10 protein-coding genes and 1 other RNA gene are annotated in these 14,816 nt (G+C 71.0%); 5 read left to right on the top strand and 6 right to left on the bottom strand.

Features of this window, described 5'->3' with window-relative positions; genetic code table 11:
• Window positions 1-90: 90 nt before the first annotated feature.
• Window positions 91-501: a DUF779 domain-containing protein gene (locus ACT3UF_RS04330; RefSeq protein WP_441445327.1), complete on the bottom strand. Its 411-nt coding sequence runs from the start codon at window positions 499-501 to the stop codon at window positions 91-93.
• A 209-nt stretch (window positions 502-710) separates the two neighbouring features.
• Here ACT3UF_RS04330 and ACT3UF_RS04325 point away from each other — a divergent pair, with 209 nt between their 5' ends.
• The gene (locus ACT3UF_RS04325) at window positions 711-1,715 is read left to right on the top strand and encodes an aldo/keto reductase family protein (protein WP_441445319.1); all 1,005 of its coding nucleotides are present in this window, start codon (window positions 711-713) and stop codon (window positions 1,713-1,715) included.
• 95 nt (window positions 1,716-1,810) lie between these two features.
• On the opposite strand, the gene ACT3UF_RS04320 is transcribed toward ACT3UF_RS04325, so the two are convergent.
• A complete protein-coding gene (locus tag ACT3UF_RS04320) occupies window positions 1,811-3,382 on the bottom strand; it encodes an alanine/glycine:cation symporter family protein (protein WP_441445318.1) in 1,572 nt (523 codons plus the stop codon).
• Between the two features lie 302 nt (window positions 3,383-3,684).
• Here ACT3UF_RS04320 and ffs point away from each other — a divergent pair.
• Both ffs and ACT3UF_RS04310 read left to right on the top strand, forming a co-directional pair.
• An RNA gene (gene ffs / locus ACT3UF_RS04315) (signal recognition particle sRNA small type) lies at window positions 3,685-3,781 on the top strand.
• Between the two features lie 252 nt (window positions 3,782-4,033).
• On the top strand, window positions 4,034-5,428 hold the full coding sequence (locus tag ACT3UF_RS04310) for a TIGR01777 family oxidoreductase (protein ID WP_442332782.1): 1,395 nt from the start codon (window positions 4,034-4,036) through the stop codon (window positions 5,426-5,428).
• 35 nt (window positions 5,429-5,463) lie between these two features.
• Here ACT3UF_RS04310 and ACT3UF_RS04305 read toward each other — a convergent pair whose 3' ends face one another.
• The 3 genes from ACT3UF_RS04305 to ACT3UF_RS04295 all read right to left on the bottom strand — a co-directional run bounded on the left by ACT3UF_RS04305 (window position 5,464) and on the right by ACT3UF_RS04295 (window position 9,114).
• Window positions 5,464-6,786 (bottom strand): MFS transporter, encoded by a 1,323-nt coding sequence (locus ACT3UF_RS04305; protein ID WP_444599653.1) that lies wholly within the window; start codon window positions 6,784-6,786, stop codon window positions 5,464-5,466.
• A gap of 327 nt (window positions 6,787-7,113) precedes the next feature.
• Complete coding sequence (locus ACT3UF_RS04300; protein WP_444599654.1) at window positions 7,114-8,604, bottom strand: dicarboxylate/amino acid:cation symporter; 1,491 nt, start codon at window positions 8,602-8,604, stop codon at window positions 7,114-7,116.
• An 87-nt stretch (window positions 8,605-8,691) separates the two neighbouring features.
• A complete protein-coding gene (locus ACT3UF_RS04295; RefSeq protein ID WP_442331948.1) occupies window positions 8,692-9,114 on the bottom strand; it encodes a VOC family protein in 423 nt (140 codons plus the stop codon).
• 150 nt (window positions 9,115-9,264) lie between these two features.
• Between ACT3UF_RS04295 and ACT3UF_RS04290 the strand changes: the two genes are divergently transcribed.
• A complete protein-coding gene (locus ACT3UF_RS04290) occupies window positions 9,265-10,614 on the top strand; it encodes a hypothetical protein (protein WP_442331949.1) in 1,350 nt (449 codons plus the stop codon).
• 186 nt (window positions 10,615-10,800) lie between these two features.
• Window positions 10,801-14,193: a DNA polymerase III subunit gamma and tau gene (locus tag ACT3UF_RS04285; protein WP_441445312.1), complete on the top strand. Its 3,393-nt coding sequence runs from the start codon at window positions 10,801-10,803 to the stop codon at window positions 14,191-14,193.
• 55 nt (window positions 14,194-14,248) lie between these two features.
• Here ACT3UF_RS04285 and ACT3UF_RS04280 read toward each other — a convergent pair whose 3' ends face one another.
• On the bottom strand, window positions 14,249-14,779 hold the full coding sequence (locus ACT3UF_RS04280) for a transcriptional regulator (protein WP_441445311.1): 531 nt from the start codon (window positions 14,777-14,779) through the stop codon (window positions 14,249-14,251).
• Window positions 14,780-14,816: the final 37 nt, after the last annotated feature.

Below are 14,816 nucleotides of genomic sequence, written 5' to 3'. Positions count from 1 at the left end.
GGCGGCTCCGTGGGAGGAGCCGTGGGCGGATACCCGGGCGGAGTCAGCGGCGGCTCGCTCGGCGGCGGCAGGGTTCCCCCGGCGGTGTGGTCATCCGGCGGTGTCATCTGCTTCTCCTCGCTGTGCGAGCATCCTGGACCTGGTCAGGAACCGCTTCCCGTCGGGCGTCTCGAGGCTGAACCCGCCGCCGCGCCCATCCACGAGGTCGATCGTGAGGTGGGTGTGGCGCCAGTAGGCGAACTGCTCGCGGCTCATCCAGAAGTCCAGCGGGCTGGTGGTGCCGTCCGGCAGCGGCACCTCGACGTGCCCCATCTTCACGTCGGCGTCCCCGGTGAGGAAGTCGCCTTCGGGGAAGCACATGGGCGAGGACCCGTCGCAGCAGCCGCCGGACTGGTGGAACATCAGCGGCCCGTTGCGGTCGATCAGGCGCTGGATCTGCGCGACCGCCGCGCCCGTGAACGCGACGCGGGAGAAGTACTCGTCCTCGACCGTCGGCGCCATCTCGAGGACGTCGTCCGAGGCGGACGGCTCGGGCAGCGTCGGCGCGGGCGGCTGGCCCGCCTGCGGGCCGGGCGGTGCCGCGGTGCGGGTGAACTGCGGGGGAGCGGAGGCGGAGAGGTCGGTCATGGCGAGTCCTTCGCTCGAGGGGCCGATGGGAATGTGTCGTGGCTCACCACGATAGACCTCCTCTGCGGCCATAGGGTTTCCGCATGGAACATCGTCACCTCGGCCGCTCCGGCCTCAAGATCAGCGAGATCATCTACGGGAACTGGCTCACCCATGCCTCCCAGGTGGAGGATGACCGTGCCCGCGCCTGCGTGCGCGCCGCGCTCGATGCCGGCATCAGCACCTTCGACACCGCGGACACCTACGCGAACACCGCCGCGGAGGTGGTCCTCGGCGAGGCGCTGAAGGCTGAGCGGCGCGAGTCGCTCGAGATCTTCACCAAGGTGTACTTCCCCACCGGCCCCAAGGGGCACAACGACACCGGTCTGTCCCGCAAGCACATCCGCGAGTCGATCGACGCCTCGCTGCGCCGACTGCAGACCGACTATGTCGACCTCTACCAGGCGCACCGCTATGACGTCGCCACCCCGCTCGAGGAGACGATGCAGGCTTTCGCGGACGTCGTCCACTCCGGCAAGGCGCTGTACATCGGAGTCTCCGAGTGGAACGCGGATCAGCTCCGCGCCGGCCACCAGCTGGCCCGCGAGCTCGGCATCCAGCTGGTCTCCAACCAGCCCCAGTACTCGATGCTGTGGCGCGTGATCGAGGAGCGCGTGGTGCCCACCTCGCGTGAGCTCGGCATCTCCCAGATCGTCTGGTCGCCGGTCGCCCAGGGCATCCTCACCGGCAAGTACAGGCCCGGCACCCCGGCGCCCGAGGGGTCGCGCGCCCGCGACGAGAAGGGCGGCGCGGACATGATCAAGCGCTTCCTGAACGACGAGGTGCTCACCGCGGTGCAGGGCCTGCTCCCGATCGCGGAGGAGCTCAGCCTCACCCCGGCGCAGCTCGCCGTGGCCTGGGTGCTCAGCAACGACAACGTGGCCGGCGCGATCATCGGCGCCTCCCGCCCCGAACAGATCACCGAGAACGTCAAGGCTGCGGGGATCACGCTCGATGCCGACGTCAGGGCCCGCATCGACGAGGTGCTCGGAGAGATCCCCGAGACCGATGCGGCGCTGACCCAGGCGCCCGGGGCGCGGCTGAGCTGAGCTGTCGGCCGGAACGAAGGTGCAATGACCGAAGGGCCGGTCCGTCGCGATGACGGTCCGGCCCTTCGGCTTTCACTGCGGTGCGTGTCGAGGGATCAGCTCTTGGTGTCGATCCCCAGCTGCGCGGGCGGCAGCTCCTCGCCGGTCTTGCCCTGGAGGGAGTGGCCGTCGGCCCGCATCTCCCAGAACGTGGCGCCCTGGATGCCGAGCTTGCGCGGATCGAACTGCGGGTCCAGACCTGCCTTCTTCTGCTCGCGGTAGTCCTTGAGCGCCTTCAGAGCGGGGCCCTGGATGACCAGGATGCCGATGATGTTCAGCCAGGCCATCGAGCCCACGCCGATGTCGCCCATGCCCCAGGCCGCGCCGGCGGTGTTCACCGCGCCGTAGGCCACGGAGACGAGCACCAGAGCCTGCAGCAGGCGAAGCATCCCGCGGGCGAGCACGCGGTTCTTCATCTTGCGCGTGAGGTAGTTGAGGTTCACCTCGGCCATGTAGTAGTAGGCCACGATCGTGGTGAACACGAAGAACCCCAGCGCGACGGCGATGAACGACGGTCCGAAGCCCGGGAAGACCGAGTCGAGGCCGGTCTGGACGAAGTTCGGCCCCGGCTCGACATCCACGGGCATCTCCCCGGCGCCGCTGCCGATCACGGGAGAGGTGCCGTCGGCCCACTCCTCATTCGAGAACGTGTTGAACATTCCGGTCGAGATGATGATGAAGGCGGTCGCAGAGCACACGAACAGGGTGTCGATATAGACCGAGAACGACTGGGCGAAGCCCTGCTTGGCGGGGTGGGAGACCTCGGCGGCGGCAGCGGCGTGCGGGCCGGTGCCCTGGCCGGCCTCGTTGGAGTAGATGCCGCGCTGGACGCCCCACTTGATGGCGAGGCCGACGATCGCGCCGAAGATCGGCTGGACACCGAATGCGCTGGAGAAGATCAGCCCGAAGACGCGGGGGATCTCGGTGAAGTTCAAGAACAGCACCACGAGCGCGATGATGATGTAGAGGATCGCCATGGCCGGCACCACGAACGCCGCGAAGTGGGCGATGCGCTTGACGCCGCCGATGACGATGAAGCCCAGGCCGATCACCAGGCCGATGGCGGTCACCCAGGTGGGGATGCCCCAGGCACTGTTGATCGCGGAAGCCATGCCGTTGGCCTGCACGCCCGGCAGGAAGAAGCTCATCGCGAGGATGGTGACGATCGAGAACAGGATCCCGTAGAACAGCGACAGGCCCGGGGCCTTGTGCTTGTAGGCCTTCTCGAAGTAATACGCCGGACCGCCGCGGTACTCGCCGGTGTCGCGGTCCTTCTCCTTGTAGATCTGGCCGAGGGTGCATTCGATGAACGAGGTGGCGGCGCCGAGGAAGGCGGAGGCCCACATCCAGAACACGGCGCCGGGGCCGCCGAAGGCGATGGCGGTGGCGACGCCACCGATGTTGCCCATGCCGACGCGGCCGGCGAGCGACATCATCAGCGACTGGAAGGACGAGGTGCCGTCCGGGGAGGTCTCGCCCTTCTTCAGCTGGGCGAGCATGTCGGGGATGTTCCGCACCTGGAGGAGGCCGGTGCGGATGGTGAAGTAGAGGCCGGCGAGAAGACAGAGCCCGATCAGGGGGATGGACCAGATCAGGTTGTTCGCGCCGTTGATCATTTCGGCGATCATGAGGGCTCCTGGGAATAGGGGAAGCGACGGCACCCTTGGCGTCGCGTGCAGGGGTGACTGCAGTCACCTCTTAGTGCTGGATGGAACATACCGGACACTCAGGGCTCTGAGGGGTCTTTCAGCCTCCCGTAGCCGGGTCGTTATGCAACTCGTATTCCGGGTGCTTGTATTCGTCCAGGTGGAGCTGCCGTGCGGCGCCGAGGGGAGTCGGTGGGGGGCATCCCGCCGCCCCTTCCGGCGTGTCGTGACCGGAGTCGCTCAGCAGGGGCTCGAAATCGGGGCTGGAGAGCCGTTACACTTATTGCGACCCCTCGTGCGGTGTCATCTTGCTGAACTCCCCCAGGGCTTGACGGCAGCAAGGGCAGGTGAGCTCTGGCAGGTGCACGAGGGGTCCTTCTCTGCCCGGAGGCGGTGCCGTCCTCGGCCCCCGGTCCCCTGCGGGAGATCGCCCCACCACGGGGCCCGGACCCGGGGGTCGCCTGGCTGCTGGACCTCACCCCCTGGACGCTGTGGCTCACGGTGGCCAGGATGGTGCTGCGCATCGGAGGCGTGTTCGCGCCGCGAGCGGCCGATGCGAGCCCGCGGCCCCTTCCCTCGCAGTCCCGCGATGCGTACCGTGAGGGGACCCGTTCGTCGAGGTCAGGAAACGCTATGAGGGTCGAGACCGTCCACCGGGTTGCGCACCCGCCGTCCGAGGTTCTCGCCTGGCATGACCGCCCCGGCGCCCTGGTGCGGCTCACCCCGCCCGGGCTCGCCTCGGCCGATGCGCCGGACGCCGGAGGGGTGCAGGTCGGCCGGCTCGTCGGGGTGCGTCTCGGCCCGTCGGCGCTGCCCACCGCACTGCGCCCGCATTGGATCCTGCGCCATCTCGAGCATGACCCGCAGGGCCGTTTCGTGGACCAGCAGGTCCGCGGGCCCTGGCGCACCTGGCGTCACGAGCACCGCATCGAGGCCGACGCCGGCACCGCCGACGCTGCCGACGGCAGCGCCACCGCGCTCCACGACAGCATCGAGCTCGAGCTCCCGCGCAGGCTCGAGCGTCTGACCCCGCTCGCCGAGTCGCAGATCCGCCGCCTGCTCGCCTTCCGTGCCCGCCAGCTGCACGACGACCTCGACTTCCACGCCCGTTTCGTCGACACCCCGCGCCGCACCATCGCGATCACCGGCTCCTCGGGCCTGATCGGCACCCAGCTCGCCGCGCTGCTCGAGACCGGCGGGCACACGGTGCATCGGATGGTGCGTGAGAACCAGGTGGGCCCGGGGGAGATCTCCTGGGACCCGAGAGCGGGGCAGCTGGACCCGGCCGACCTCGAGGGCATCGACGTGGTCATCAACCTCGCCGGCCGCTCGATTGCGACCCGCTGGACCCCGACGGCCCGCCGCGAGATCCGCGGCTCACGCGTGAACGGCACAGCGCTGATCTCTCGCACCCTCGCCGGGATGCGGGAGGGGCCGGCCGCGCTCGTCCAGGCCTCCGCCATCGGGATCTACGGTCCGCGACGCCCGGGCGAGCTGCTCACCGAGGCGGATCCGGGCGGCGAGGGCTTCCTCGCCGATCTGGTGCGGGACTGGGAGGGCTCGACCCGCGCCGCCGCAGACGCCGGGGTGCGGGTCGCCCACGTGCGCACCGGGATGGCGCTGACCGACGGTGGCGGCCCGCTGCTGCCCCAGCTGCCGCTGTTCCTGGCCGGGGTGGGCGGCAGGCTCACCGCCGGGGACGCGATGACCTCGTGGATCTCGCTGGATGACATCGTGCGCAGCTTCGCCCACGCCGCGCTCAGCGCCGAGCTGCACGGGCCGGTCAACGGCGTCGGGCCGCAGCCGGTGAGCGCCCGTGACTTCGCCCGCACCCTCGGGATGGTGCTGCACCGGCCCGCATTGCTGCCGGTGCCGCCGCTCGGACCACGCCTGGTGCTGGGCGGGGCGGCCGCGGACGAGCTGATCCGCACCGATCAGAACGTCTCCGACGCGCGGCTGCGGGGGAGCGGCTTCGAGCCCGCGCACCGCACCCTCGAGGAGGCGCTGCGCCACGTGCTGCGACGGTGAGGGCGGGGCCGGCGGAGGCGACCGACGAGGTGCGCTCAGAGGTGCTCGGTGGGGAGCTCCGTGAGCGCGCGGGCCTCCTCGCGGAGCTCATCGTCGCTCAGCTCATGCGCCGGCGGGTGCACGACCTCCGCGCCGCGGCAGGCCAGCGCGTTGACGACGGCGGCGAGCCCCACCAGGGCGGCCGCGCCGACGGGCAGCCACATCGCGACCTGGGAGCCGGCGTCCTCGGCGACCGCGCCGGTCAGGGCGGAAGCGGCGGACTGGCCGACGATCGTCGCCGAGCCGAGCATGGTCATCACGGTCGCCGAGCGGCCCTGCGGGCTGCGCTCGGCGGCGAGGCTGTAGAGCGTCACGATCGTCGGCCCGATCCCGATCCCGGCGATCGCCATCGCCACGATGAGGCCGCTCAGGCCGCCCGCGAGCCCGAAGCCGATCATCGAGGCGAGCATCAGCGCGGAGAACACGAGCCACCGCGCAGAGAGGCGGAACCGCTCGGGGAAGCGCGCCACGGACAGCGCCAGGATCGTCGAGCCGACGCCCATCACGCCGTAGACCAGCCCGGCCGAATCGCCGTTCCCGGTATCGGCGAGGAAGGCGGTGAGCGAGGTGAGCACCGTGCCGAAGAACAGGCCCACGCCGAGCGCGCCGGCGACGACCACCAGCACGCGGAGCGTGCGCAGCTCCCTGGCGGGGGCCTGGGCAACGGGCTCCTCGGCGGTCGGTGCGGCGACCTTGGCCGTGGGATGCAGCGCGAAGGCGGTGACGAACAGGAGCGTGAGCACCGCGGCCCCGATCATCGGGGCGGCGGGGCTCAGGGTGGTCGCGAGCAGGCCCACCACCACCGGCCCGAACACGAAGGCCGTCTCGTCGGCGGCGGATTCGTAGCCCATGGTGGCGTTCAGGCTGTGGGCCCGCCGGCCGCTGGGGAGGCGGGTGAGGATCAGGTGCACCAGGCGGCTGCGGGAGAACGGGCCGATCTGCGGGGAGGAGGCGCCGATGATGAAGCCGACCGCGAGCACCGCGATGTCGGGCAGCGAGCTGAAGGCCACGGCCGCGATCGCCAGCAGCGCGAGCGAGTTCACGATCCCCGACAGGAGGATCACCGGGCGCTGACCGATCCGGTCTGCCGCGGCGCCGAGCAGGGGGCCGACGAGGGCCGAGCCCAGCCCCACCACGGCCGAGTTCACGCCGCCGAGCCAGATCGACTCACGCGCGGAGACGACGAGGGTCAGGGTGCCCACGACCATCATCGCGAACGGGAAGCGGGCCACGAACGCGATCGGGAAGTAGGCGGTGCCGGCGACGCGGCGAAGGGTGGTGGGCGCCTGCGGCGCGGGGGAGGTCTGCTGAGTGGTCATCACTGCTCCGGACGGGGGTGCCGCCTTGGACGATCCACACCGTGGACCCGAGGTAGATGCACTGCTGAGGCCCGGGGGATCGGGCCGATCTGACGGCCCCACTCTAGAGTCCGGCGGCGTGAGCGGCCAGGGCGGGCGGGCCGGTGGTGCGCGGATTCACCCCGGCCCGTCGGCCGAGCCGGAGAGCGGGGCGCGCACTCTGATGCGAGCGGGGTCCTTGCTCTGACGCGAGCGGGGCAGGCACGGGGAACGGCATTGCCGAGTCCTCATGTCTGCCCCGCTCGCGTGCTGCTGCCGGCTGGTGCCGGTGGCTCGCCTGCTTCGGTGTCAGGCGGTGGCGGACTGCTTCTCGCGGTCGCCCCCGGAGCCCTCGCCGGTGGTCGCCTGAGAGGTGGCCGCCTCGGAATCGGCCGGGCCGTCCGCGGCGATCGCAGCCGTCTCCTCGGCCTGGATGACCTGGAAGGAGGTGCGACGGGTGGCGTCGTACGTGCCCTGGTCCAGGATCTTCTCGCGCTTGGCGACGATCACGGCCACCAGCGACTGGCCGGTGACGTTCAGGGCGGTGCGGCCCATGTCCAGGATCGGATCGATCGCGAGCAGCAGGCCCACGCCCTCGAGCGGGAGGCCCAGGGTGGACAGCGTGAGCGTGAGCATCACGGTCGCGCCGGTCATACCGGCGGTCGCGGCCGAGCCGAGCACCGAGACCAGCACGATCAGCAGGTAGTCGGTGACACCCAGCGGCACCCCGTAGAAGTTCGCGACGAAGATCGCGGCCAGCGACGGGTAGATCGCGGCGCAGCCGTCCATCTTGGTGGTCGCGCCCAGCGGGATCGCGAAGCTCGCGTAGTGGCGGGGCACGCCCATCCGCTCGGTGACCGTCTGGGTCATCGGCATGGTGCCCAGCGAGCTGCGGGAGACGAAGCCCAGCGAGGTCGCGGGCCACACGCCGCGGAAGAAGGAGCCGACGGAGAGGCCGTTGAGCTTCAGCAGCACCGGGTAGACGACCAGCAGCACGATCAGCATGCCCACGTAGACGTCGACGGTGAACACGCCGAGCTGGCCGATGGCCTCCCAGCCGTAGGAGGCGACGGCGTTGCCGAGCAGGCCGACGGTGCCGATCGGCGCCAGGCGGATGACCCACCACAGCAGCTTCTGCACGATCTCCAGCGCGGAGCCGGTGAACTTCAGGAAGGGCTCGGCCTTCTGGCCCACCTTGAGCACCGCGATGCCCACGGCGATGGAGATGACCAGGATCTGGAGGGCGTTGAAGCTCAGGGAGACGGCGCCGTCCTCGCTGGCCTTCCCGGCGATGCCGAGGAAGTTGGCGGGCACGAGGCCGGTGAGGAAGTCCATCCAGCCGCCCTGGGTGGAGGAGGCGGCCTCGGCGGAGCGGTCCACGCCGGAGTTCTCGCCGGGGGAGGTGATCACGCCCAGCGTGATGCCGACCGCGACCGAGATGAGCGCGGTGATCGCGAACCACAGCAGGGTCTTCCAGGCCAGGCGCGCAGCGTTGGTGACATTGCGGAGGTTGGCGATCGAGGTGACGATCGCGAGGAAGATCAGCGGCGGGACCAGGGCCTTCAGCAGCGTCACGAAGATGGTGCCGATGGTGTCGAGGCCGGTGGTCAGCCAGTTGGCGCCGTCGGGGTTCGCGTCGGTCTCGGCGACGGGGCCGATCTGCGCGGCGACGAGACCGAGGATGATGCCGAGGACGAGTCCGATCAGGACCTGCCAGCCGAAGGAGATGCCGAGGATCGCGCGCAGCGGGTTGCGCTGGCGCGTCGCGGCCGTGGAGGAGGGAGGGGTCGAGGTGCTCACGGCAGGTGACGCTACGCCGACCTGATCGCACTTTCAATGAAACCGCTATGCGGTCACATTAGAGCTTCTTGGGAGTTTCGAGGCGGGTCATTGAGGGGCTTGGGGGTCGGGGCTCGGGACCTGGGCACGCTCGGCGGGGGACTTCAGCACGCAGAACTGGTTCCCCTCCGGATCGGCCATGATCATCCAGCCGGTGCCCGGCCCGTACTGGCCGCGGTGGTCGGCGACCGGTGCGGCGCCCTGCTCCTCGAGCCAGAGGATCTCCTCCTCCTGCGGGCGCTCGCGCGGGCGCACGTCGAAGTGGATGCGCTTGGCGGGCAGCTCGGTATCGGGCACCTCGAGGAAGAGGAGGGTGTGGCCGGAGTCGGGGTCGAAGATCGCGCACTCCTCGTGCCCGGGGAGGTTCGGATCCTGCGGGTCCATCTCGTAACCCAGGATTCCGCGCCACCACTCGCTGAGGGTGAAGGCGTCGTGGCAGTCGATGCTGGTGTGGGAGACGAAGACGCTCATGCCCCCAGTCTTCGCGCTGCGGGCGGCACAGGCAACAGTGGCGGCGCGCCGATCCGCCGATCCGAGTCCGTCGATCGGTGGATACTCGGCTGCCGATTCCCCTCCGAGCGGCGGATGCGAGAGCGGTGCACGGCAGTGCATCGTAGGGGCATGCCTGAGAAGCACCTAGATCGCCACCGCGCCGCGTCGTCGACGACGGATCCGGCGGCGACGGGCGATGTCTCCACGGAAGGACCGGTGCCGGCCTTCGGGGAGAAGGCACCGAACCGCTTTGCCGCAGACGTCGAGTACAGCGGCACCACGGGCAGTAACGACTACCTGGTCCGAGTCCGCCACCGGCTCCTGGACACCACGTTCACCGTGGTCATCGACGGTATCGAGCACGATCCGAAGGCCGAGGTCAAGGCGAGGCCGCCGGAGGAGAGCGCTGAGGAGGACTCCGGAGCGGCGCGGGATGCGAGTGAGGGCACGGTTGCCGACGGGGACGACGGCCCGGCGCCCGAGGGGAGCGATGCCCCGGAGACGGACGAGAGCGAAGCCCCGGTAGCCCATGGGGGCGAGAACTCCGCCGCCGACGAGGACTCTCCCCTCGAGCTCGACGAGAGCGCCGACGCCGAGCCCTGGGCCGATGATGACCTCCGCTTCACCCTCAAGGACGGCTTCGCGACGCTGCTCTGCACGGTGCGCCGCCCTATGGACAGCGGCGGATATGCGAACTCCGAGGAGATCACCATCCGCACTGTCGGCCTGGGCGGCGCCGGCGAGGTCGAGATCCGTCGCGGCGTCAAGCGCATCGTGCTGGTTCCGGCGGACGGATCTCCGTCGGCTGCCCGGGAGGAGAAGCGCACCGCCCATCCCACCCGGTACGCGCTGGTTGCCGCGATCACGAAGTCAGCGCGCTACCTGCTGCCGCTGCTGGGCTTCGGTGCACTGTTCAGCGGCGTGCTCGACCCGTTGCTGGAATGGATCGAGGCGCGGGTGCGACCGGCGTTCGAGGCCATCGCACGGATGACCGAACCGGTGCGGGAATGGATTGCGCAGCTGCTGCGCCCGGTCCAAGAGTTCCTCGAGGCGGTGTTCTCCCCGATCAGGGAGTTCTTCGCCATGCTGCTGCGACCGGTGCGTGACCTGCTGGCCTGGCTGCTGGGGCTGCTGCCGGACATCGGCCTGCCCTTCGACATCCCCGACTGGCTGCCGGAAGTGCTGGTGCCGGTGATCGTGGTGGTGGGCGTCTTCTCGGCGACCCGCAAGGGACTGCACAGCCGTGGGGAGAAGCTGGCCGCGGCGAAGGCGGCGAAGGCGGCGAAGGCGGCGGGTGGCGAGGAGATTGAGCATCCTGGTCAGAGCGGCCGGGCCGAGGATGAGACGGACCCGTCGGACCCGTCTGCTGGACCTGCTCGTTCCGCGCCGTCTCCGACCGCGGACGACGACTCGCGGGCTGGGGCCGCGGCCGATGTGCGCGCGCCGGAGGACGAGGTGCAAGCGGGATCGCTCAGGTGAGGTTGTCGTCGAGGAGCTTGTAGGCCCTGCCTCGCGCGTTACGCGGTGTGACCTGGTTGAAAGCCCATGCGGCGGGGCTGCCGACGGTCTCCAGCGGGGAATCGCGCCGTCCGGTGACCGTTCCTCCACAGATCCTGCCCGTCCTCAGCGGTGAGGAAGGTGGGCACCCTCGACTAGCCTGTCGGAGTGGCCATAGCTCTGTATCGACGTTACCGCCCGGAGTCCTTCGCCGAGGTGATCGGCCAGGACCACGTCACCACGCCCCTGCGGCGTGCGCTGCGTGCCGGGAGGATCGGTCATGCCTACCTGTTCTCGGGCCCGCGCGGCTGTGGCAAGACCACTTCCGCGCGCATCCTCGCGCGCTGCCTGAACTGCGCTGAGGGGCCGACGGACGTCCCCTGCGGTCAGTGCGACTCCTGCCGAGACCTCGCCACCGGCGGCGCCGGCAGCCTCGACGTGGTGGAGATCGACGCCGCCAGCCACGGCGGTGTCGATGATGCTCGTGAACTGCGCGAACGCGCCTCTTTCGCGCCCGTGCGAGACCGCTACAAGGTGTTCATCATCGACGAGGCCCACATGGTCACCTCGGCCGGGTTCAACGCGCTGCTGAAGTTGGTCGAGGAGCCGCCGGACCATGTGAAGTTCGTCTTCGCGACCACCGAGCCGGACAAGGTCATCGGGACCATCCGCTCACGCACCCACCACTACCCCTTCCGGCTGATCCCGCCGCAGGTGCTGGGCCCCTACCTCGAAGAGGTCTGCGCCGCCGAGTCCGTGCAGGTGGGTGAAGGCGTGATGCCGCTGGTGGTGCGCGCCGGCGGCGGTTCCGCCCGTGACTCGATGTCGGTGCTGGACCAGCTGATGGCCGGGGCGGGCGAGGGCGGGCTCGACGTCGCCACTGCGATTGCACTGCTGGGCTTCACCGACACCGCGCTGCTGGACACGGCGGTCACCGCAATCGCCCAGCGGGACGCCGCCGCGCTGTACGGGGCGGTCGAGCATGTGCTCGCCACCGGCCACGAGCCGCGGCGCTTCGTCGAGGATCTGCTGGAGCGGATGCGCGATCTGATCGTGCTGGCAGCCGTGCCGGACAAGGGCGCCGATCTGCTGCCGCAGGTCCCGGCCGGTGACCTCGAGCAGATGCGCGGCCAGGCCACCATGTTCTCCCCGGCCGATCTGTCGCTGTGCGGGGACCTGGTCCACGAGACGCTCTCGACGATGAGCGGTGCGACCTCCCCGCGGCTCCACCTCGAGCTGCTCGCGGCCCGTCTGGTGCTGCGCAACGAGCGGGCCGCGCTCGCCGCCGGTGACGGTCCTGCCCAGGTCGGGGCAGCCGCACCGTCGGGAGCTGGGGCCCCGGTGGCCGGTCCGGCCCAGGGCGCGCCCGGAGCGCCCGGCGCTTCCGGTGCGCGTGACGAGGCGCGACGCATCGCGCAGCAGAAGGTCGAGGCGGCGCGTCAGGCCCGCACGGGCCGCGCCCCGGTGCCCACGGAGCCGCGTGAGCAGCCCGCCCCGCAGCACGCGCAGGCCCCGGTCGCCTCCGCTCCGGCCGCCGCCCCGGCCGCCCCCGCGAGCACAGAGCAGCAGAGCGCCCACGTCCCAGCTCCCGCAGCGCAGGCACCCAGCACCTGGGCACCCGCGGCAGCGGCGCAGAATCAGCCGTCGGCCCAGCAGCCCCGTCCTGAGCAGGAGCCGCCCTTTACGCAGCAGCCGTCAGTGCCGCAGCAGTCCTCGGGGGCCCAGCAGGCAACGCCGGCGCAGGATCCGAGCGGCCCGTCGTCGGCGCCCATGGAGCAGACGGCGCCGCAGGCGTCACCGGCCGCTGCAGCACCTGACGGTCTCGATGCGGAGCATGTGCGCGGGCATTGGTCCGCGATCTTGGACGAGCTCCAGCAGATCCGGCGGCCGAGCTGGGCGCTGGTGTCCCAGAACGGGCACGTCAACGGGGCCCACGGCAGCACCCTGGTGATCGGCTTCCGCACCGAGGGGCTGGTCCATGCATTCCACCGAGGTACCGCCGGCGAGAATCTGGCTGACGCAGTGCGTCGCATCCTGCACACCGATGTCTCCGTTGAGGCAGTAGTCGGGGAGGATCCCGGCCCCGGCGGCGGTGGCAGCGGGACGAGCGGTCCGGGTGGACCGAGTGGATCGAACAGTCCCGGCGCACGTGGCGGCGAGGGCCCGAGCGGACCCGGTGCCCGCGGAGACGGTGGCCCGAGCGGCCCCGGAGATGCTGGCGGGCCCGGAGGGTCGAGGCGACCGCAGGCGGCACGCCCAGAGCCGGACGCGAACCGGCCCCATCCGGCTCCATGGGGAGACGCGGCGGCTTCCCTGCCGCCGCGCGACACCGCAGCGAGCACCGCCTCGAGCACCGCAACGAGCGCCGCCGCGAGCTCTGCCCAGCAGGCCCCTCGCGAGGAGCCACCCGTCTCCCTGGGCCAGCGCGCGTCCGAACGGGCCATGGCGGCCGCAGCTCGTGCATCCCAGTCCGGCCGGGGCGGCTCCGGCTCCGAGCGTGTCGAGGATTTCGCCCCTGAGCCCGACGACCCCTACCCGCCGGACCCTCACGACGAGTATCCGCCGGACGATCACGGTGCGAGGAATGAACTCCCCTCGCAGCAGGCTCCCGAGCAGCGCCCGGGCAGCGGCACTGGGCAAGAGCGCACCGGACGCTGGTCCGATGCACTGCATCAGGCAGAAGCGGACCGTGGGACGGCAGTCGGCGCCGCCCCCGCTGGCCCGGCGTCTGCCAGCACCGCGCCTGCCAGCACCGCGCCTGCCAGCACCGCCCTGAGCGGCGAGATCCCCGTGGTGGACGACGAAGGCCGGGACTCCGTCTCGCCGGAACAGCCCCGCACCTACGGCCAGAATGCGCTGAAGCGAGCGATCGCCGAAGGCCGCGTCGTCCACTCCCGACCGGCGCAGACCACTGCTGCCTTGACGCCCGCCGGTTCCGTGCCAGAGGGCCCCGCCCCCTCCGGGGTCGTGGCCGCCGATGCCGGCGGTGTCGCCGAGGAGCCGGGTGCCCCCGCTCTGCAGGCTGTGCCAGCGATGGGACAGAGCTCGGCCGCGAGTGCCGCCTCCGCGAACATCCCCCCGCACACGGATGCCGCATCGAGCTCCGCAGACGCGCAGGCAAGCACCGCCACTGCCCGTGCTGCGGCCTCCTGGGGCACCGCAGTGTCGACCACCGGCGCCGGCACCGGCGCTGGCACCGCGGCGACCAGCACGTCGGGGCCGGGCCCGGCCGGGCCCACTGCATCGGCGATAGCCCCGTCGGCCCCGCCGGTCTCCGCGCCGTCGACCGCGGCACCCCTGCAGCCCGTGCCCGCCCGCAGCGGCGCCGCGATGGTTCGTGAAGCCGCGCAGGCAGCGCAGGCGTCCCGCCCGGCGGGGCAGCGCTTCCGGGGGGCTCGAGGGGCCCAGCCCGATGAGGCCATGGCGGATGTCGACCCCACTGGCGGCGCGACCCGTGAAGACGCAGACGCCACCGGCGCCAACCGCAACGGCCGCGAGGTCATCGAGAAGCTGCTCGGCGGCAAGGTCCTCGAGGTCATCGACGAGAACCGTCCCCGCTAGAGCCCGTCGACCCCACCAGCGGGAACAGCGGGGCGAGGCTCAGAGGTTGCGCGGCTCAGACGTCGCGCGGCTCGAGCAGGCTGAACAGGTCGGTGCGCAGGCGAGCCGGATTCATCCCCTGGGAGGGCGGCGTCACGTAGAACTCCCAGAAGGGGTAGATCATCTGCTCCTCGGACTCGCCGATGTGCTCCGTGAACTCTCCCCACTTCTCGGCCAGCCCGGCGTAACCGCCGAAATGGGAGACCCAGCCCACGCGGCCCGCCGGCAGCACCGAACCGGTCACCTCATAGCCGCTGGGCAGGGACAGCGCCTCGGTGAGGGGCGCGTCGATCGGGAAACCGACCTCGAGATCACTGGTCGCGACCGGGGCGCGATGGTGCAGGGCGAAGGCGGGGCCGATCGGGTGCAGCCCCGCGGCCTCCAGCACCTCGATCAGATGCGAGAAGGTGCCGTCCATCAGGGTGGGCATCTCGTACATCGGGAAGTCCCGCTTCGACACCACGGCGGTGGGGATCTCCGGGGCCTGCGCCACCTGGCATTCGGAGGCAGGCTCCGCGGAGTCGTAGGGGTACGGCATCGAGGACATCGATCCTGGTCCTGTTCAGAGTCGACAAAGGGCCGTG

The organism is Brachybacterium sp. AOP24-D1-21 (assembly GCF_052378665.1).
Lineage (GTDB): Bacteria > Actinomycetota > Actinomycetes > Actinomycetales > Dermabacteraceae > Brachybacterium.
The sequence above is the reverse complement of the archived record's forward strand: the minus strand, read 5'-3'. Positions and strand labels throughout refer to the sequence as shown.

Excerpts from the sequence above, each read along its gene's own strand:
- ACT3UF_RS04330 (WP_441445327.1), bottom strand. The coding sequence starts at position 501 with ATGGCGCCGACGGTCGAGGACGAGTACTTCTCCCGCGTCGCGTTCACG.
- ACT3UF_RS04325 (WP_441445319.1), top strand. The coding sequence starts at position 711 with ATGGAACATCGTCACCTCGGCCGCTCCGGCCTCAAGATCAGCGAGATC.
- ACT3UF_RS04320 (WP_441445318.1), bottom strand. The coding sequence starts at position 3,382 with ATGATCGCCGAAATGATCAACGGCGCGAACAACCTGATCTGGTCCATC.
- ACT3UF_RS04310 (WP_442332782.1), top strand. The coding sequence starts at position 4,034 with ATGAGGGTCGAGACCGTCCACCGGGTTGCGCACCCGCCGTCCGAGGTT.
- ACT3UF_RS04305 (WP_444599653.1), bottom strand. The coding sequence starts at position 6,786 with ATGACCACTCAGCAGACCTCCCCCGCGCCGCAGGCGCCCACCACCCTT.
- ACT3UF_RS04295 (WP_442331948.1), bottom strand. The coding sequence starts at position 9,114 with ATGAGCGTCTTCGTCTCCCACACCAGCATCGACTGCCACGACGCCTTC.
- ACT3UF_RS04290 (WP_442331949.1), top strand. The coding sequence starts at position 9,265 with ATGCCTGAGAAGCACCTAGATCGCCACCGCGCCGCGTCGTCGACGACG.
- ACT3UF_RS04280 (WP_441445311.1), bottom strand. The coding sequence starts at position 14,779 with ATGTCCTCGATGCCGTACCCCTACGACTCCGCGGAGCCTGCCTCCGAA.